Source organism: Burkholderia sp. GW821-FHT14F03 (assembly GCF_058803765.1).
The window spans coordinates 109,395-127,926 of record NZ_JBXAPG010000006.1 but is presented as its reverse complement, the minus strand read 5'-3'; the positions used below and the strand labels follow the sequence as shown (position 1 = coordinate 127,926).

14 protein-coding genes are annotated in these 18,532 nt (G+C 69.7%); 5 read left to right on the top strand and 9 right to left on the bottom strand.

All coding sequences use genetic code 11. The annotated features are described in order from the left end of the window. Positions 1 to 2: 2 nt before the first annotated feature. The 8 genes from AC1RQF_RS06565 to AC1RQF_RS06530 all read right to left on the bottom strand — a co-directional run bounded on the left by AC1RQF_RS06565 (position 3) and on the right by AC1RQF_RS06530 (position 10,244). Positions 3 to 1,244, bottom strand: a complete 1,242-nt coding sequence (locus AC1RQF_RS06565) for an aromatic ring-hydroxylating oxygenase subunit alpha (RefSeq protein WP_273997748.1) — start codon at positions 1,242 to 1,244, stop codon at positions 3 to 5. Between the two features lie 61 nt (positions 1,245 to 1,305). After that, positions 1,306 to 2,091 (bottom strand): electron transfer flavoprotein subunit beta/FixA family protein, encoded by a 786-nt coding sequence (locus tag AC1RQF_RS06560; RefSeq protein WP_492871582.1) that lies wholly within the window; start codon positions 2,089 to 2,091, stop codon positions 1,306 to 1,308. After that, a complete protein-coding gene (locus AC1RQF_RS06555; protein ID WP_273997744.1) occupies positions 2,088 to 3,242 on the bottom strand; it encodes an electron transfer flavoprotein subunit alpha/FixB family protein in 1,155 nt (384 codons plus the stop codon). The genes AC1RQF_RS06560 and AC1RQF_RS06555 overlap by 4 nt, the downstream gene beginning before the upstream one ends. Before the next feature lie 4 nt (positions 3,243 to 3,246). Next, on the bottom strand, positions 3,247 to 5,172 hold the full coding sequence (locus AC1RQF_RS06550) for a (Fe-S)-binding protein (RefSeq protein WP_492871580.1): 1,926 nt from the start codon (positions 5,170 to 5,172) through the stop codon (positions 3,247 to 3,249). 2 nt (positions 5,173 to 5,174) lie between these two features. Then, positions 5,175 to 7,238 carry an oxidoreductase gene (locus tag AC1RQF_RS06545; RefSeq protein ID WP_492871579.1) on the bottom strand — a complete coding sequence of 688 codons (2,064 nt, stop codon included), beginning with the start codon at positions 7,236 to 7,238 and terminating at the stop codon, positions 5,175 to 5,177. A gap of 60 nt (positions 7,239 to 7,298) precedes the next feature. Then, positions 7,299 to 7,832: a DUF5943 domain-containing protein gene (locus AC1RQF_RS06540; protein WP_273997739.1), complete on the bottom strand. Its 534-nt coding sequence runs from the start codon at positions 7,830 to 7,832 to the stop codon at positions 7,299 to 7,301. Positions 7,833 to 7,967: 135 nt separating this feature from the next. Beyond that, positions 7,968 to 8,939, bottom strand: a complete 972-nt coding sequence (locus AC1RQF_RS06535) for a dipeptidase (protein WP_273997737.1) — start codon at positions 8,937 to 8,939, stop codon at positions 7,968 to 7,970. A gap of 30 nt (positions 8,940 to 8,969) precedes the next feature. After that, the gene (locus AC1RQF_RS06530) at positions 8,970 to 10,244 is read right to left on the bottom strand and encodes a serine hydroxymethyltransferase (protein ID WP_492871578.1); all 1,275 of its coding nucleotides are present in this window, start codon (positions 10,242 to 10,244) and stop codon (positions 8,970 to 8,972) included. Between the two features lie 406 nt (positions 10,245 to 10,650). On the opposite strand from AC1RQF_RS06530, the gene AC1RQF_RS06525 reads away from it, so the two are divergent. After that, positions 10,651 to 11,679, top strand: a complete 1,029-nt coding sequence (locus AC1RQF_RS06525; protein ID WP_492871577.1) for a GlxA family transcriptional regulator — start codon at positions 10,651 to 10,653, stop codon at positions 11,677 to 11,679. Positions 11,680 to 11,732: 53 nt separating this feature from the next. Beyond that, entirely contained in the window at positions 11,733 to 13,010 is a 1,278-nt protein-coding gene (locus AC1RQF_RS06520) for a glycosyltransferase family 9 protein (RefSeq protein ID WP_273997733.1), read from the top strand. A 37-nt stretch (positions 13,011 to 13,047) separates the two neighbouring features. On the opposite strand, the gene fdhA is transcribed toward AC1RQF_RS06520, so the two are convergent. After that, positions 13,048 to 14,247, bottom strand: coding sequence for a formaldehyde dehydrogenase, glutathione-independent (gene fdhA / locus AC1RQF_RS06515; protein ID WP_492871576.1), 1,200 nt, complete (start codon positions 14,245 to 14,247; stop codon positions 13,048 to 13,050). Positions 14,248 to 14,484: 237 nt separating this feature from the next. Here fdhA and betI point away from each other — a divergent pair, with 237 nt between their 5' ends. Genes betI through betA form a run of 3 tightly spaced genes read left to right on the top strand, consistent with a single transcriptional unit; the run spans position 14,485 to position 18,285 of the window. Next, a complete protein-coding gene (gene betI, locus AC1RQF_RS06510) occupies positions 14,485 to 15,072 on the top strand; it encodes a transcriptional regulator BetI (protein WP_273997730.1) in 588 nt (195 codons plus the stop codon). A gap of 32 nt (positions 15,073 to 15,104) precedes the next feature. Continuing rightward, entirely contained in the window at positions 15,105 to 16,574 is a 1,470-nt protein-coding gene (gene betB, locus AC1RQF_RS06505; RefSeq protein WP_273997728.1) for a betaine-aldehyde dehydrogenase, read from the top strand. A 13-nt stretch (positions 16,575 to 16,587) separates the two neighbouring features. After that, positions 16,588 to 18,285: a choline dehydrogenase gene (betA, locus tag AC1RQF_RS06500; RefSeq protein WP_492871575.1), complete on the top strand. Its 1,698-nt coding sequence runs from the start codon at positions 16,588 to 16,590 to the stop codon at positions 18,283 to 18,285. Positions 18,286 to 18,532: the final 247 nt, after the last annotated feature.

Sequence of the window (18,532 nt, the reverse complement as noted above, 5' to 3'; positions counted from 1 at the left end):
CGCTATGCGGCGATCCGCGCGGCCAGACGGCCGATGTACCAGGCCGAGAACTTCTCGACCAGCCCCTCGGTGTACGGCGAGTACGGCCCCGGTTCGTAGGCGCTGCTCGCCGCGCCGCGCTGCGAGTATTCGACGAGCGCGCGGTCCTGGTCGTTGGTCGCGTTCCACACGGCCGTCAGGTTCTTCACGTCGTAGTCGATGCCTTCCTTCGCCTCCTTGTGCACGAGCCACTTGGTGCGCACGAGCGTCTCGCCCGCCGACAGCGGGATCACCGAGAACGTGACGATGTGATCGCTCATGAAGTGGTGCCACGAATTCGGCTGGGTCCAGAACGACAGGCCGCCCAGGTCGGACTGCCGGAACTCGCCGAGCAGCACGCGCGACGCGACCCGCGCGTCGAGCGTCTGCGATTCGCCGCTGCGGTCGAGCGGCAGCCGCTGCGTGCGGAAGCCGGTGGTGTCGCCGAGCCGGTCGACCTCCACCGACGGCAGACCGAGCGCGGCCCATTGCTCGGCGCGCTCCGCGCAGGTGCGCTCGAACGCGGCCATGCCGTCCGCGTTCGCGGGCGACGGCTGGTAGCCGAAGCCGTATTCGTACAGCGAGATCGTCAGCTCCGGATGGTTCGCGACGCAGTGGTAGCACTCGCGATTGTTCTCCATCGTCAGCTTCCAGTTGCCCTGCTCGATGATGTCGACCTGCGCCGCGATCTTCGTGTTCGGCAGGTCGTGCGGCAGCAGGTACGGCTCCATCGCCGCGCGCATCACCGCGAAATCGACGGGCGGCGTCTCCGCGAGGCAGACGAACAGCAGGCCCGCGAGGTTCTCCAGATGCACGGGCTTCAGGCTGTGCTTGCAGCGGTCGAACTGCTCGCCCATGTGCTCCGCGAACATCAGCTGGCCCGTCAGGTTGTAGGTCCAGCTGTGATACGGGCACACGATGTTGCCGACCGACCCCTTGCCCTCGTTGCACAGACGCGCGCCGCGATGGCGGCAGACATTGTGGAAGGCGCGCACCTCCATGTCGTCGTCGCGCACGATCAGGATCGAATCGTCGCCGAGCTGCACCGTCACATAGTCACCGGGTTCGGGCACATCGGGCTCGACCCCGACCTGGATCCAGTGCTGGCGGAAAATCGCGTCCATATCGAGCGCGAAGATCTCGTCGCTGCGATAGAACGGCGCCTCCAGACTGTAGCCCGCTTTGCGCCGTTCGATCAGTGCGCGAATGTCTGCCGATACTTTCATCGTGTGCTCCGGATTCCTTGCTTTTCCTGGGGGTTGACGACAGGCATGGAGGGGCGGCGCCTCAATAGTCGATGAGCTGATGCTCGCGCAAATAGGCCAGCATCACTTGTGCTTTTTCGACCGAACTCCCTTCAATTACGACGTTTCCGCCGCGGCTTTCGGTGGTGGTCGCGGACAGCATCCGCGCATGTCCCGAGCGCTTCTCGGCCGCCGCGAGGCGCACCGGCTTGCGTTCGACGGGGCCGTTCGACCAGGCCCCGGCATCGGGCGCGGCGCGCGGCGTCACGCGCAACGGGCTCACGCTGCCCGCGCGCAGGCGCGCATAGGCATAGCGCGGCTGCGCGTTCGCGAGCGGATGCACGGCGACGAGCGCCGGCAGCGGCGCGTCGACGCGCCGCCGCAACCCTTTCGGCAGGAACTGGCGCACCGCGACCCGGCCCGCGTCGACCTGGAGATCGACCGCCGCGCCGATGCAGGGGCAACCGAGCGCCGCCGCCACCTGGTAGGGCAGCATCCCGCTGTCACCCGCGCCTTCCGCGCGGGTGCCGGTCAGCACCAGGTCATAGCCCTGCACCCGGGCCGCCAGCGCGGCGGCCGCGTCATCGGCCGCGCCGCACGGCAGCACTTCGACCTCGCGCGCGCCGAGCGCCAGATAGTCGGCCAGCGCCGGATTCGCGGCGTCGCCCGCGTGGAACACGTCGAGCCGCGCCGCATGGCGTTCCGCGAGCGCCAGGCCGAGCGCGAGCGCGGATGCGTCGTTGCGGCCGTAGCGCGGCGCGCCGTTCACGGGATGCACGCCGACCGACACCAGGACGGCGATCCGTTCGAGAGTACGGTTGTCGTTCATGCGGCCAGCTCCTCCGGTTGCGCCGCGCGCGGCGCGGCGTGGCCCTGCCGGCGCGCCGCGCCCACCTGCTCGATCAGCGCGGCGATGATCGCCCGCGCGTCGCCGACGATCGTCAGGTTCGCGCGCTTCGCGATCGGCGCGCTCGCGTCGAGATTCACCGCGATCACGTGCCGGCAATCCTTGATTCCCTGCAGATGCTGGACCGCGCCCGAGATGCCGAACGCGATGTAGAGGCTTGCGTCGACGGTCTTGCCGGTCGCGCCCACCTGCTTGTCGCGGCTGAAATGGCCGTTGTCGACAGCCACGCGGCTCGCGCCGATCGCCGCGCCGAATACCGTCGCGAGCTGCCCGAACGCGGCGACGTCGGTCACGCCGTTGCCGGCCGAGACGATGAAGTCGGCTTCTTCGAGCGCCACCTGCGCCGCGTCGGCTTCCTCGATGCCGAGGTCGCGATAGGTCGACGCCGCCTGCGCCGGCGGAACCAGCGCCGCCAGCTCGACGCGCTCGCCCGCGCCGACGAACGGCAGGCGCGGATCGACCGCATTCGGCGCGAGCAGCACGACCTCGGGCAGCGCACGGGTCGCAAAGCCGCGCTTCGCATCGATGTACACGCCGACATGGCGCGCGTCGATCTCGACCACCTGGGTCGCGACGCTGGCCCGCGCGGCGGCCGCGTAGCGGCGGCCCAGGTCGCCGTCGCCCGTCGCGTTGTCCGGCATCAGCAGGTGGCGCGGCGCGAGCGCCGCGACGCACGCCGCCAGCGCGGCCAGCGCCTGTTCCGGCGCGAACGCGCGGCGCTCGAAGTCGCGCAGCTCGATCAGCCGGTCGACGCCGAGCGCGGCCGGATCCTCCTTCAGTTCGCCGAACACGAGCAGCGCCACGTCGGTATCCGGCTCCGCGAGCAGCGCGGCGGCGGCCACGGTCTGCTTGGCATGTTCGTCGAGCGCGCCGCGCTCGCTGTGCGCGGCGACCAGCAGCACGCAGCGGCGCTCGCCCGCCGCGCGCAGCGGCTTCACGGCCGGCGCATCGTGCGCCGACGCGCGCCATGCGCCGGGATCGGCGCTGCCCGTCTCGCCGAGCGTGATGCGCTTCAGCCCGGCCGCCGTGACGACGAACGGCCGGCGGGGATCGATTCGTTTGATCGGATTCATCGTGTCACTCCAGCGCAGCGGCAACGAGTTCGGCGACGTCGAGCACGTCCGGGCGCGGCCCGACCACGCCCTCGAGCATCGCGGTGCAGTTCGGGCAGCCGACCGCCACCACATCCGCGCGCACCGCGCGCGCGTCGGCGATGCGGATGTCAGGAATCCGCTGCTTGCCGGGGATGTCGGTCAGCGGCGCGCCGCCGCCGCCCCCGCAGCAGCGGCCGCGCATGCCGTGGCGCTCCATTTCCACGACCTCGATCCCGATCGACTTCAGCAAGCGGCGCGGCGCGTCGGTCTCGCCGTTGTAGCGGCCGAGATAGCAGGGATCGTGATAGGTGACGCGCGCGTCGCGCAGCGCTTCGGCCGCCTTCGGCGCGATCCGGCCGGCGTCCGCCAGCTCCGCGATGAAGCCGGTATGGTGCTTGACCGTGTAGCGCGCGCCGAGCGCGCGGTATTCATTGCGCAGGCTGTGCATCACGTGCGGATCGGCCGTGACGATCTGCCGGAACGACAGCGCGTCGAGCGTCGCGATGAGCTGCCGCGCCGCACGCTCGAAGGCGGCCTCGTCGCCGAGCCGGCGCGCGACGTCGCCGGTGTCGGTCTCCGCGCGGCCGAGCACCGCGTAGTCGACGCCCGCCTGATTCAGGATCCGCACGAGCGCGCGCAGCGTGCGCTGGTAGCGCATGTCGAAGCCGCCCTCGCCCACCACGAGCAGCACGTCGACCGGCCGGCCCGGCTGCGCGACGGGGGCGCCCAGGTCCACCGACCAATCGTAGCGCGCGGCCGTGTCGTGGCCGCCCATCGTGCCGGTTTCCCGCAGGTTCGCGAGCACCTCCGCGCCCTTGCCCGGCACCGCGCCGAACGCGAGCGTCTGGTTGCGGCGCATGTCGACGATCGCGTCGACGTGTTCGATCAGCATCGGGCATTCCTGCACGCACGCGCGGCAGGTGGTGCACGACCACAGCGTGTCGGCCTCGATCAGGCCCGAGACGATCGGGCCGCCCGGCTCGCCGCCATGCCGGCCGACCGGGATCCCCGGCGTGGGGCTGCCCGCGTAGCCCGCGTCGGTGCCGCCCGCCATGCCCGTGACGAGATCCTGGATCAGCTTCTTCGGATTCAGCGGCTGGCCGGACGCGAAGGCCGGGCACGCCGCCTCGCACTTGCCGCACTGCACGCAGGCGTCGAAGCTCAGCAGCTGGTTCCAGCGAAACTCGACCGGGCGGCCGACGCCGTACTCGCCGCGTTCGAGCGCGGGCGGCTTCAGCGCGGTCGGCGGCGTCGCCGCGCCGTGGCCCGTGTAGGCGTCGCGGCTCGCCGCGAAACGCTCCTGGCGCGGATGGAACGCGAGATGCAGCAGCCCCGCGATCGCATGCTTCATCGGTCCGCCGCGCGCCGCGCCCAGCGTCATCGCGAACGCGCCCGCGCCGATCAGCGCCGCGCACAGCAGCGCGAACGCGCCCGACATCGCGGCGGCCGGCACCAGCATGTACAGCACGAGGCCGAGCGCGAACGCGCCGAGCAGCCAGGGCAGCGTATTCCACGGCCCGCGCGACAGGCGCACGGGCGCCTCCTTCGCGCGCCGGCGACGCCACACGAAGCCCGCGCCCACCAGCATCGCGACGGCCGCGACCAGGATCAGCCGGTCGAGCCAAGGCGAGTACAGCGCGAAACCGTAGTTCACGAACACCAGCGCGAGCGCCGCGAGCGCGCCGCCGGCGGTCGCGACGTGCGTCTTCGCGATGTACGGATCGCGCGCGACGACATGATGGAGATCGACGAAGTAGCGCTTCGGGATCGCGAACAGGTTCGCGACGCCATACGCGCCCGGCGCGCTCGCGCGGCCGAGCCGCCAGTACGACGCGCGCTTCACGACCGCGAACGCGAGCCCCGCCACCGACAGCCACAGCAGCGCGGTAATCAGGAAGGCCGGCTTCATCGTCAGAAATCCTTGGTGAGCCGCAGCGCGTCGTAGATCGCGCCGTGGATGTTGTGCATGGAGATGCAGTCGCCGACGCGGAACAGCAGGAAGCGGCCGTCGCCGAGCGTCTCGGCCAGGCAGGGCTGCGGTTCCGCCGCGAACAGCTTGTGCACGTCCACCTGGCCGCGATTCACCGATTCCGGCTTCAGCTTCCAGTACAGCGCGTCGTTCGGCGTCACGCCGTTCTCGATCACGACCTGGTCGACCGCGCGCTCCTCCTGCTCCTCGGTGTATTCGTTGCGCAGCACCGCGATCGTCTTGCCGTCCTCCTCGTAGACGCGATCGAGCCAGTAGTTCGGCGTGTGGATCACGCCCTGCGCGTACAGGCGGCGATAGAAGATCGGGAAGGTGGTGCCGCCGCAATCGTCGGCGACCTTGACGTCGGGCGTGACGATTTCGACGCGCGCGCCGCGGCTCGCGATGAAATCCGCGACGCCCGCGCCCGCCTGCGTGCTGACGCCGTCGTACACGAGCACGTTCTGCTTCGGCTCGACGCGGCCGGACAGGATGTCCCACGAACTGACCGCGCGCCCCTCGGCCACGCCCCAGTCCGGCACCTGCCCGGTGAAGCTCGCGCCGCCGGTGGCCAGCACGATGATGTCGGGCTTCTCGGCGAGGATCATGCGGTCGTCGGCCGCGACGCCGAGCCGGCGATCGACGCCGAGCCGCTTCGTCTCCATGTCGAACCAGCGCACGATGCCGGCCATCTGCTCGCGCTGCGGCGCCTTCGCGGCGAGCAGGATCTGGCCGCCCACCTCCTGCTGCTTCTCGAACAGCACGACCTCGTGGCCGCGCAGCCGCGCGACGCGCGCGGCCTCCAGCCCGGCCGGTCCCGCGCCGACCACCACCACCTTGCGGCGCGGCCCGCGCGATTTCTCGATCACGTGCGGCATGGTGGCCTCGCGCGAGGTCGCCGCGTTCTGCACGCACAGCACGTCGAGGCCGTTGTACTGGCGGTCGATGCAGTAGTTCGCGCCGACGCACTGCTTGATCTCGTCCTCGCGGCCGTCGCGGATCTTGATCACCATGTGCGGATCGGCGATCTGCGCGCGCGTCATCCCGACCAGGTCGACCATGCCGTTCGCGAGCAGGCGTTCGGCCTGACCCGCGTCGCGGATGCTCTGCGCGTGCATCACCGGCAGCTTGACGACCGACTTGATGCCGGCCGCGAGATGCACGAACGGCTCGGGCGGCAGCGCCATCGGCGGCATGCAGTTCGCGAGCGTGTTGTGGGTGTCCGCGCCCGAGCCGATCACGCCGAGATAATCGATCAGCCCGGTTTCCGCCATCGCCTGCGCGATTTCCTTGAGTTGCTCGTGGTCGAGGCCGTCCTCGTGGAATTCGTCGCCGCACATGCGCAGCCCGACGCAGAAGTCGCGGCCGACCGCCTCGCGCACCGCGCGCAGCACCTCGACGCCGAAGCGCAGGCGGTTTTCCAGGCTGCCGCCCCATTCGTCGGTGCGGAAGTTGGTGCGCGGGCTCCAGAACTGGTCGATCAGGTGCTGGTGCGCGGCCGAGATCTCGATGCCGTCCATGCCCGCGTCGCGCACCCGCTTCGCGGCCGCCGCGAAATCGCCGATGATGCGGCGGATCTCCTCCGGCTCGATGATCTTCGCGTTGCCGCGATGCACGGGCTCGCGCACGCCCGAGGGCGTCATCAGGTGCGGCCAGTGCTCGCCGTGGAACGCCGAGCGCCGCCCCATGTGGGTCGCCTGGATCATGATCTTCGCGCCGTGCCGATGCATCGCCTCGGCCAGCCGCGCGAGCGGCTCGACGACCCGGTCGGTCGACAGGTTCACCGACTTCCACCAGCCCTGCGGGCTGTCGACAGACACCGGGCTCGATCCGCCGCACACGGCGAGGCCGACGCCGCCCTTGGCCTTCTCCTCGTAATAGCGGATGTAGCGGTCGCCCGGCAGGCCGCCCGGCTCCGCGTAGACCTCCGCGTGCGCGGTGCTGACGATCCGGTTGCGCAGCGTCAGCTGGTTGAGCGTCAAGGGTTTGAACAGGTGGGGATAGCGCATCGCGGGCGACCTCTGGCGTTCTCGGGTTCTCGTGGCGGATTCGTGGCGGTGGAGCGGGCCTCAGTGCGCGAGCGGCGACACCTCGAACACGCAGTGCGCGTGCCCTTCCGCCGCGCACTGCGTTTCCGCCGAGCGTGCGCGGGGCGCGCCGCGCCCGTCCGGCGCGGTGTCGTTGACCCAGTCCATCGCGCCCGCGAACCAGCCCGCGAACATGTAGCAGAGCTTGCCTTCCTTGCCCGGCTGCTGGAGCACGAACGACGAATGGCGCAGTTCGATCTTCGCGCGCGCGCGCGCCGGATCGGCCTCGATGATCGAGAACAGGCCCCAGCCGCGCTGCGACAGGCGCTTCAGGTAGTGCTCGAACACGGCCATGCCGGCCAGGCCGTGCAGCTTTGCTTCCTTGTCGCACCAGTGGTGGGCGGACTTGTAGCCGGCCTGGTAGAGAATGTCCGCATACGCCTCGACGCCAAGCGCTTCCTCGACGGCGACGTGGTTGTTCGTGAAGAAGTGGCGCGGCACGTACAGCATCGGCAGCGCGTCGGTGGTCCAGACGCCGGTATCGGGATCGACGTTGATCGGCAGTTGCGGTTGCATCGTGTGACTCCGTGAGGAAGGTTGGCCGCGCGGCTCGGGCGCAGGCGCGTCATCGTTCGCGCGCCTGCGCGGCCGGCGCGGGCGCGTTCCGATTGTGTTGTGTCGAATCGACGGGCGGGCGGTCCGGCGCGGCGCTTACGCGCCCCACACGTCCTTGAACACGCGCACCCAGTTCTCGCCCATGATCTTGCGGATGCGCGACGCCTGCCAGCCGTGGCGTTCCATCGCCGCGGTCAGGTTCGGGAATTCGCCGATCGTGCGGATGCCGTCCGGGTTGATCACCTTGCCGAAGTTCGTCAGCTGGCGGTAGCGGCCCTTGTCGTGCGTCAGCATGTCGAAGAATTCCTTCGCGAAATCCTGCGTGAAATCCGTGCCGATGCCGACCGCATCCTCGCCGATCAGGTTCACGACGTAGTCGATCGCCTCGATGTAGTCGTCGATCGTCGCCTCGATCCCGCGCTTGAGGAACGGCGCGAACATCGTCACGCCGACAAAGCCGCCCGCGTCGGCGATCTCCTTCAGCTGCGCGTCGCTCTTGTTGCGCGGGTGTTCCTTCAGGCCCGACGGCAGGCAGTGCGAATAGCACACCGGCTTCTTCGAGAACGCGATCGCTTCCGACGAAGTATGGCCGCCGACGTGCGACAGGTCGACCATGATCCCGACGCGGTTCATCTCGGTGATCACTTCCCGGCCGAAATCCGACAGCCCGCCGTCGCGTTCGTAGCAGCCCGTGCCGACGAGATTCTGCGTGTTGTAGCAAAGCTGCACGACGCGCACGCCCATGTCGGCGAACGCCTCGATATAGCCGAGGTTGTCCTCGAACGCATGCGCGTTCTGGAACCCGAGGATCACGCCGGTCTTGTTCTCCCGCTTCGCGCGGAAGATGTCTTCCGTCGTGCGCACCAGCGTCAGCAGCTCGCCGTTGTCGCGGATCTTCTTCTTCATCACGCCGATGTTGTCGACGGTCTTCGTGAAGTTCTCCCAGACCGACACCGTGCAGTTCGCGGCGGTGATGCCGCCACGGCGCATGTCCTCGAACACCGGCCTCTCGAACTTCGAGATGTTCAGCCCGTCGATGATGATGCTGTCCTGATGCAGCGTGCTCATGGTTGCTCCAGTCCTGTCGGGGCCGTCGGTTCAATAGATCGGGAAGCGTTCGCACAACGCGAAGATCTCGCGGCGCACGCGCTGTTCGGTGGCGCGGTCGCCCTCCGGGTTCGCGCGCAGCGCGTCGAACACCTCGAGGATCAGGCGGCCGACCTCGCGGAACTCGGCCGCGCCGAAGCCGCGCGTCGTGCCCGCCGGCGTGCCGAGCCGGATGCCCGACGTCACCGTGGGCTTCTCGGTGTCGAACGGGATGCCGTTCTTGTTGCAGGTGATGCCCGCGCGTTCGAGCGCCTGTTCGACCGGCGCGCCCTTCAGGCCCTTCGGGCGCAGATCGACCAGCAGCAGGTGGTTGTCGGTGCCGCCCGTGACGAGATCGACGCCGCCCGCCTTCAGCACCTCGCCGAGCGCCTGCGCGTTCGCGAGCACCTGGTCGATGTAGGTCTTGAAGTCCGCGTTCAGCACTTCACCGAACGCAACCGCCTTGCCGGCGATCACGTGCATCAGCGGGCCGCCCTGCAGGCCCGGGAACACGGCCGAGTTGATCTTCTTCGCGATCTCCTCGTCGTTGGTCAGCACGAAGCCGCCGCGCGGGCCGCGCAGCGTCTTGTGCGTGGTCGAGGTGACGACGTGCGCGTGCTCGACCGGGTTCGCGTGGCGGCCCGCGGCGATCACGCCCGCGATGTGCGCCATGTCGACCATCAGCTTCGCGCCGACGCCGTCGGCGATCGCGCGGAAGCGCGCGAAGTCGAGCTCGCGCGGGTAGGCCGAGAAGCCGGCGATGATCAGGTTCGGCTGGTGCTCCTGCGCGAGCGCCTCGACCTGGTCGTAGTCGATCCGCAGCGTGTCGCGGTTCACGCCGTACTGCACCGCGTTGAACCACTTGCCCGACAGCGCCGGCTTCGCGCCGTGCGTCAGGTGGCCGCCCGCGTCGAGCGACATGCCGAGCACCGTGTCGCCCGGCTTCGCGAGCGCGAGCATCACCGCGCCGTTCGCCTGCGCGCCGGAGTGCGGCTGCACGTTCGCGTAGCCGGCGTTGAAGATCTGCTTCACGCGCTCGATCGCGAGCGTCTCGATCTCGTCGGCGAACGCGCAGCCGCCGTAGTAGCGCTTGCCCGGATACCCTTCCGCATACTTGTTGGTCAGCACCGAACCCTGCGCCTCGAGCACCGCGCGCGACACGATGTTCTCCGACGCGATCAGCTCGACCTGCGACTGCTGGCGTTCCAGCTCCTTGAGCAGCGCGCCGCGCACCGGCGCATCGCGCTCGGCGAGCGTTTGCGAAAAGAAGGAATGGACGTTCGACATGGGGTATCCGTCACGGAATGGAATGAATCCTGCACGTGCCTGGAAGGCTGTCGCGGCGGGGGTTCCCGCGTGATCCGCCAGCGCTTCCGACGGCTCTATTCTTGTCGTTCGGATTTTTCGTCGATTGATGAATTCAGACGCTTTCTTTTCCTTTTACGACATTCGCGTCCGTTTTGAACAAGTGACCGGTCGTGCGCTTTCCCGCGCCCGGCACAGCGGCGGTGCCGGGGCCGCCCGCGACCGGTGCAGCCGCTCCCGTATACGGTGCGGCGCAGCATCGCGCGCCGCGCGCCGGCCCCCGCCGGATCTAGGGTTTAGCCGTATGGCACGCTTGTTGCGCTCGCTCCGACAATAGCCGAGCCCAGTTCCCAGGCCGCATCCGAACAGACTCAAGGAACACCCCCCCATGTCGCCCGACCGCACCGCGTCGTTGTCCCACTTCGCGTTCATGCCGCTGCCGAACTTCACGATGATCGCGTTCACGAATGCGATCGAGGTGCTCAGGATGGCCAACTACCTGAGCGGGCAGCCGCTGTACCGCTGGTCGATCATCAGCCCGCAGGGCGGCCCGGTCGCGGCGAGCAACGGCCTCACCGTCGACACCGGCCCGTCCGAATGCGCGGGCCAGCCCGACATCGTGTTCGTGTGCGGCGGCGTCGACGTGCAGCGCGCGACGGACGCCGCCCACCTGTCCACCCTGCGCCGCTTCGCCCGGGCCGGCGTCGCGCTCGGCAGCCTGTGCACCGGCACCTATGCGCTCGCGAAGTCGGGCCTGCTGTCCGGCTATGCCTGCGCGATCCATTGGGAAAACATGTCGGCGCTGAAGGAGGAGTTTCCCGATACGCGCTTCCTGAAGGAACTGTTCGTCATCGACCGCGACCGCATCACCTGCACGGGCGGCGTCGCCCCGCTCGACATGATGCTGAACCTGATCGCCGCGCGCATCGGCGCCGCGCGCGTCACGCAGATCGCCGAGCAGTTCATCGTCGAGCACGTGCGCGACATGAGCGCGCAACAGCGCATGCCGCTCGTCGCGCGGCTCGGCTCCGCGAACAAGTCGCTGTTCGAGGTGATCTCGCTGATGGAGAACAACATCGAGGAGCCGTTGTCGCGCGAGGAACTGGCGCGGCTCGCGGACATGTCGCAGCGGCAGTTGCAGCGCCTGTTCCGCGAACATCTCGGCATGACGCCGACCCACTACTACCTGACGCTGCGGCTGCGCCGCGCGCGCGAGCTGCTGTTGCAGACCGACATGTCGATCATGCACATTACAATGGCGTGCGGTTTCCAGTCGGCCTGCCATTTCAGCAAGAGCTACCGCGACGCGTTCGGCACGGCGCCGACGCGTGAACGCCGCAAGCAGGTCGCCCCGCTTGCGCAACCGGCGCTGCCGCCGCTCGGCGCGCCCCTGACAGCCCTGGCGCTGCACGCCTGACCCACCGAGGCTCGGCCTCGCGCGGGCGGCAGCCCGCAACCGAGTCCATATCCGTGTCTACTTCGTCCGACCCGCTCAGCCGCGCCTACACCGCCTACCTTAAGCATCCCGGCTGCCTGAGCGCCGTGGGGCTCGCGCGCGAGCTGCGCACGCGCGGCCATGCGCAGGAGGCGATCCGCGTCGTGCTGCACTGGGCCGACGCGGACGACGCGCCGCTGAGTCTCGCGCAGTTGGGCGTCGAGATGAACTTCCTCGGCCAGTTCGCGCAGGCGGAGCAGCTGCTGTCCCGCGCGCTGCCCGGGCTCGCGCACGACCCGAACCTGTATGTCGTCAAGTTCGAGCTGACGATCGCGCGGTACGGGCAGGGCAAGTACCACGAGGCGCACACGTTGTACCGCGAGATCCGCGACCTCGCGTGGCGCGACCAGATCGTCGATACGCTCTACCCGGTGCGCGACCCCGGCGAATACGCGTGGGCGAAGGCCAAGTTCCTCGGCCACGACGAGCCGGTCGTGGGCAAGCGCGTGCTGGTGCTGATGGAGGGCGGGGTCGGCGACCTGTTCATGTACGCGCGCTACTTCCAGCAGCTGAAGGCGGAAGGCGCGCGCGCGGTGCACGTGCAGATCGTCGACGCGGTGCGCGGCGTGCTGCCGGAGGACGACTGCATCCGCATGGCGAGCGACCTCGGCACGCTGCCCGACGAATGCGACTGCGTGACCTGGGTGTTCAACCTGTTCGCGCGCTACCAGTCGAACCCCTACTTTCCCGCGCAGGCCGCGCCGTATATCCCGACGCCGCCCGCCGAGGCGCTGCCCGAGCCGCTGCGCGCGGCGCTCGCGCCGGTTCCGGGTGTGGTGAACGTCGGGCTCGTGTGGCGCAGCGGCACCGGCGTGCGCCACGAGCCGTTCCGCTCGCTGCCGCTGCGCGCGCTGGAGCCGCTGCTGCGCACGCCCGGCTATCGCTTCCATGCCTTGCAGGTCGGCGCGCTCGACGACGACGAACGCGCGCTCTACGCGCAATACGGCATCGTCGATCTCGCGCCGTCGCTGCGCTCGTTCGCGGAGACGGCCGCCGCGCTCGGCGCGCTCGACCTGCTGGTGTCGATCGACACCGGCACCGCCCACCTCGCTGGCGCGATGGGCCGGCCCGTGTGGCTGATGCTGTCGCAGGCGGGCGACAGCCGCTGGCTCGACTGCCAGCGCCATACGCCGTGGTATCCGACGATGCGGCTGTTCCGGCAGACCACCCTCGGCGACTGGCAGGGCCCGCTCGACGCGATGGCGGCCGCGCTGGCCGCGGGCGGCGAGCCGGGCCTGCGGCTGCGCGGCTGAAGGCCGCCGCGCGCAGGCGCGGACGGCGGCCGCCGCGTCACGCGGCGTTCAGCATCCCGTGCGGATCGATCACGAACTTGCGCGGCGCGCCGCCGTCGAACTTCCGGTAGCCGTCCGGCGCCTGATCGAGCGAGATCACCGTCACGTTGACGATCTCCGCGATCGGCAGCCGGTCGTACAGGATCGCCTGCATCAGGTTGCGGTTGTACTTGAGCACCGGTGTCTGGCCCGTGAAGAACGAATGCGACTTCGCCCAGCCGAGGCCCAGGCGGATGCTCAGGCTGCCGTACTGCGCGGCCTTGTCCTTCGCGCCCGGATCGTCCGTCACGTAGAGGCCCGGAATGCCGATCGCGCCGGCGGGCCGGGTGATCTCCATCAGCGAATTCAGCACCGTGGCCGGCGCTTCCTCCGCATGCCCAGCCGAGCCGTGGCCGTGCGCCTCGAAGCCGACGCAGTCGACCGCGCAGTCGATCTCGGGCGTGCCGAGGATCTGCGCGATCTGCTCGCCGAGCGTCGCATCCTTCGACAGGTCGACCACCTCGAAGCCCATCGCCTTCGCATGCGCGAGCCGCTCCGCGTTCATGTCGCCGACGATCGTCACGGCCGCGCCGAGCAGGCGCGCCGACGCGGCCGCCGCCATCCCGACCGGGCCCGCGCCCGCGATGTACACGGTCGACCCGGGCTTCACGCCGGCCGACACCGCGCCGTGATAGCCGGTGGGCAGGATGTCGGACAGGCAGGTGAGGTCGCGGATCTTTTCCAGCGCGCGATCGCGGTCCGGGAATTTCAGCAGGTTGAAGTCCGCGTAGGGCACGAGCACGTATTCCGCCTGCCCGCCGATCCAGCCGCCCATGTCGACGTAGCCGTACGCGCCGCCCGCGCGCGCCGGATTCACGTTCAGGCACACCCCGGTATGCTGCTCGCGGCACATCGCGCAGCGTCCGCACGCGACGTTGAACGGCACCGACACGATGTCGCCGATCTTCAGCGTCTCGACGTCGCGGCCGACCTCGATCACCTCGCCGGTGATCTCGTGCCCGAGCACGAGGCCGACGGGCGCGGTCGTGCGGCCGCGCACCATGTGCTGGTCCGAACCGCAGATGTTGGTGCTGACGACCTTCAGGACCACGCCGTGGCCGATCGCCCGGCCGCTCGGATCGACCATCCTCGGATAGTCGATCGCCTGCACCTCGACCTTGCCCGGCCCCTGATACACGACACCTCGGTTGCTGCTCATCGCATTGTCTCCATGTCTCGTTGGCTTCGCATCCCGCCGCGGCGCGCCGCGGCTCGCCCACTGAGGGTAGTCCGCGCCCCGCTCCGCCACCGTGCAAAAACCGACGCGCGCTTGGCCGGCGCCGACATCCGCGCCCGCCGGGCCGGGGTCCCGTTCGTTTTTTATTGATTGAACGATCAATAAAAAACCGCTATCCTGCCGGTTCTCGTCAACCTGCCCCGCGCAAAGGAGCTCGCCATGCCGAAACTCGGAATGCGCGAAGTGCGCCGCGCGCAGCTGATCGAAGCCACCCTGCGCACGATCGACGAAGCCGGCCTGCCCGGCACCACGCTCGCCTCCGTCGCGCAGCGCGCGAACATCTCGACCGGCATCGTCAGCCACTACTTCGGCGACAAGGACGGCCTGCTCGAAGCCACCATGCGGCACGTGCTGCGCGATCTGTCGACCGCCACGGCGCGCCGCCGCCGCGCCGCGCGCAACGACCCGCGCGCCCGGCTGCGCGCGATCGTCGCCGCGAATTTCGATGCGACCCAGGTCAGCGCGCCCGTGATGAAAACCTGGCTCGCGTTCTGGTCGCAGAGCATGCACGAGCCGGCGCTCAAGCGGCTGCAGCGCGTCAACACGCGGCGGCTCCATTCGAACCTGAGCGCCGAGTTCGGCCGCGCGCTGTCGCGCCCCCGGGCGCGCCAGGCCGCGAGCGGGCTCGCCGCGCTGATCGACGGGCTGTGGCTGCGCGGCGCGCTCGCCGGCGAACCGATCGACACCCGGGCCGCGCTGCGGCTCGCCAACGACTACATCGACCTGCTGCTCGCGCCGCACGCGTGACGCTCAGCTCGCCACTCAAGAAGGAGCTCTCCATGTCTGTCTACGGTCTGCAACGTCTCTACATCGGCGGCGAATACGTCGACGCCACGGGTGGCGCCACCTTCGACACGTTCGACCCCGCCACCGGCGAGCGGCTCGCCACGGTCCAGCAGGCGAGCGCCGCCGACGTCGACCGCGCCGTCGCGTCCGCGCGGGAAGGCCAGCGCGCCTGGGCCGCGCTGACCGCGATGCAGCGCTCGCGCATCCTGCGCCGCGCGGTCGAGCTGCTGCGCGCGCACAACGACGCGCTCGCCGAGCTTGAAATGCGCGACACCGGCAAGCCGCTCGCCGAGACACGCGCGGTCGACATCGTCACCGGCGCCGACGTGATCGAGTACTACGCGGGCCTCGCGACCGCGCTCGAAGGCCTGCAGGTGCCGCTGCGCCCCGAATCGTTCGTCTACACGCGGCGCGAGCCGCTCGGCGTGTGCGCGGGCATCGGCGCATGGAACTACCCGATCCAGATCGCATGCTGGAAAAGCGCGCCCGCGCTCGCGGCCGGCAACGCGATGATCTTCAAGCCGAGCGAGGTCACGCCGCTGTCGGCGCTCAAGCTCGCGGAGATCTACACCGAGGCCGGCGTGCCGCCCGGCGTGTTCAACGTCGTGCAGGGCGACGGCTCGGCCGGCGCGCTGTTGACCGCGCATCCGGGCATCGCCAAGGTGTCGTTCACGGGCGGCGTCGAGACCGGCAAGAAGGTGATGTCGCTCGCGGGCGCGTCCTCGCTGAAGGAAGTGACGATGGAGCTCGGCGGCAAGTCGCCGCTCATCGTGTTCGACGACGCCGACCTCGATCGCGCGGCCGACATCGCGGTCACCGCGAACTTCTTCAGCGCGGGCCAGGTGTGCACGAACGGCACGCGCGTGTTCGTGCAGCGCGCGGTGAAGGATGCCTTCGTCGCGCGCGTGCTCGAACGGGTCGAGCGCATCCGCGTGGGCAGGCCGTCCGATCCGGACACCAACTTCGGCCCGCTCGCGAGCGCCGCGCAGCTCGACAAGGTGCTCGCCTACATCGCGAGCGGCAAGACCGAGGGCGCCAGGCTGCTCGCGGGCGGCGAACGCCTCGTCGACGGCCACTTCGCGCAGGGCCAGTACGTCGCGCCGACCGTGTTCGGCGACTGCCGCGACGACATGAAGATCGTCCGCGAGGAAATCTTCGGGCCGGTGATGAGCGTGCTCGAATTCGAGACCGAGGACGAGGCGATCGCGCGCGCGAACGACACCGAGTACGGGCTCGCGGCGGGCGTCGTCACCGAGAATCTCGCGCGCGCGCACCGCGCGATCCATCGCCTCGAAGCGGGCATCTGCTGGATCAACACCTGGGGCGAATCGCCGGCGGAAATGCCGGTCGGCGGCTACAAGCAGTCGGGCGTCGGCCGCGAGAACGGCATCACGACGCTCGAGCACTACACCCGGATCAAGTCGGTGCAGGTCGAGCTGGGCCGCTACCAGCCGGTATTCTGAGGAGGAGCGCGACGTGACGATACGCGAATACGACTACATCATCTGCGGCGCGGGCTCGGCGGGCAATGTGCTCGCCACGCGCCTGACCGAGGATCCGGACGTCACGGTGCTGCTGCTGGAGGCGGGCGGCCCCGACCACCGGTTCGATTTCCGCACCCAGATGCCGGCCGCGCTGGCCTTCCCGCTGCAGGGCCGCCGCTACAACTGGGCCTACGAGACCGACCCCGAGCCGCACATGAACAACCGCCGCATGGAGTGCGGGCGCGGCAAGGGGCTCGGCGGCTCGTCGCTGATCAACGGCATGTGCTACATCCGCGGCAACGCGCTCGACTACGACGGCTGGGCGCAGCACAAGGGCCTGGAGGACTGGACCTACCTCGACTGCCTGCCCTACTTCCGCAAGGCGGAAACCCGCGACGCCGGCCCCAACGACTATCACGGCGGCGACGGCCCGGTCTCGGTCGCCACGAGCCGGCCCGGCGTCAATCCGCTGTTCGAGGCGATGGTCGAGGCCGGCGTGCAGGCCGGCTACCCGCGCACCGACGACCTGAACGGCTACCGACAGGAAGGCTTCGGCCCGATGGACCGCACCGTCACGCCGCGCGGCCGCCGCGCGTCGACCGCGCGCGGCTACCTCGACCAGGCGCGCCCGCGCCCGAACCTGAGCATCGTCACGCACGCGCTGGCCGATCGCATCCTGTTCTCCGGCAAGCGCGCGACGGGCGTCGAATTCCTGCGCGGCGACACGCGCCTCACCGCGCACGCGCGCCGCGAAGTGCTGGTGTGCAGCGGCGCGATCGCCTCGCCGCAGTTGCTGCAACGCTCGGGCGTCGGCCCCGGCGCGTGGCTCGCCGAACTCGACATCCCGGTGGTGCTCGACCTGCCCGGCGTCGGCCGGAACCTGCAGGACCACCTGGAGATGTACATCCAGTACGCGTGCAAGGAACCGGTCTCGCTGTACCCGGCGCTCAAGCTGCACAACCAGCCCCGGATCGGGCTCGAATGGATGCTCAACGGCACCGGCATCGGCGCGAGCAACCACTTCGAGGCGGGCGGCTTCATCCGCACCCGCGACGACGACCCCTGGCCGAACATCCAGTATCACTTCCTTCCCGTCGCGATCAACTACAACGGCTCGAACGCGATCGACATGCACGGCTTCCAGGCCCACGTCGGCTCGATGCGCTCGCCGAGCCGCGGCCGCGTGAAGCTGCGCTCGCGCGATCCGCACGCGCACCCGAGCATCCTGTTCAACTACATGGCCGAGCCGCTCGACTGGCGCGAGTTCCGCGACGCGATCCGCGCGACCCGCGAGATCATGCGCCAGCCCGCGCTCGACCGTTATCGCGGCGAGGAGCTAAATCCCGGCGCGCAGCTGACGAGCGACGCCGAACTCGATGCGTTCGTGCGCGATCGCGCCGAGACCGCGTTCCACCCGTCCTGCTCGTGCAAGATGGGTTACGACGACCTTTCAGTCGTCGATCACGAAGGGCGCGTGCACGGTCTCGAAGGGCTGCGCGTCGTCGACGCGTCGATCATGCCGATCATCACGACCGGCAACCTGAACGCGCCGACCATCATGATCGCGGAGAAGATCGCCGACCGGATCCGCGGGCGCGCCCCGCTCGCGCGTTCGAACGCGGCCTACTACGTCGCGAACGGCGCGCCCGCGCGCGGCAAGGCGCCCATGCGGGCGCCGCAGGCCGCGTAAGCCGGTACCCCGCGCGGGCGCGTCATGCGCCCGCGCGCCGGCCGCGGCGCGGGTGGCACACCGCCTGCTGCACGTCGCCTGATGCACGACGCCCCCGCCCACCTTGCCGGCCATTGCGCGCCGGCATTCAACAAATCCCACCCAACCTCCTCCATCGTTCGCCTTTCCCGAACAACCGGACGGTGTTTTCACCAGATCGGCAAATCCCCGAACCCGTTGTTAAGATAGCGATCCCGCTCCCGCTGGA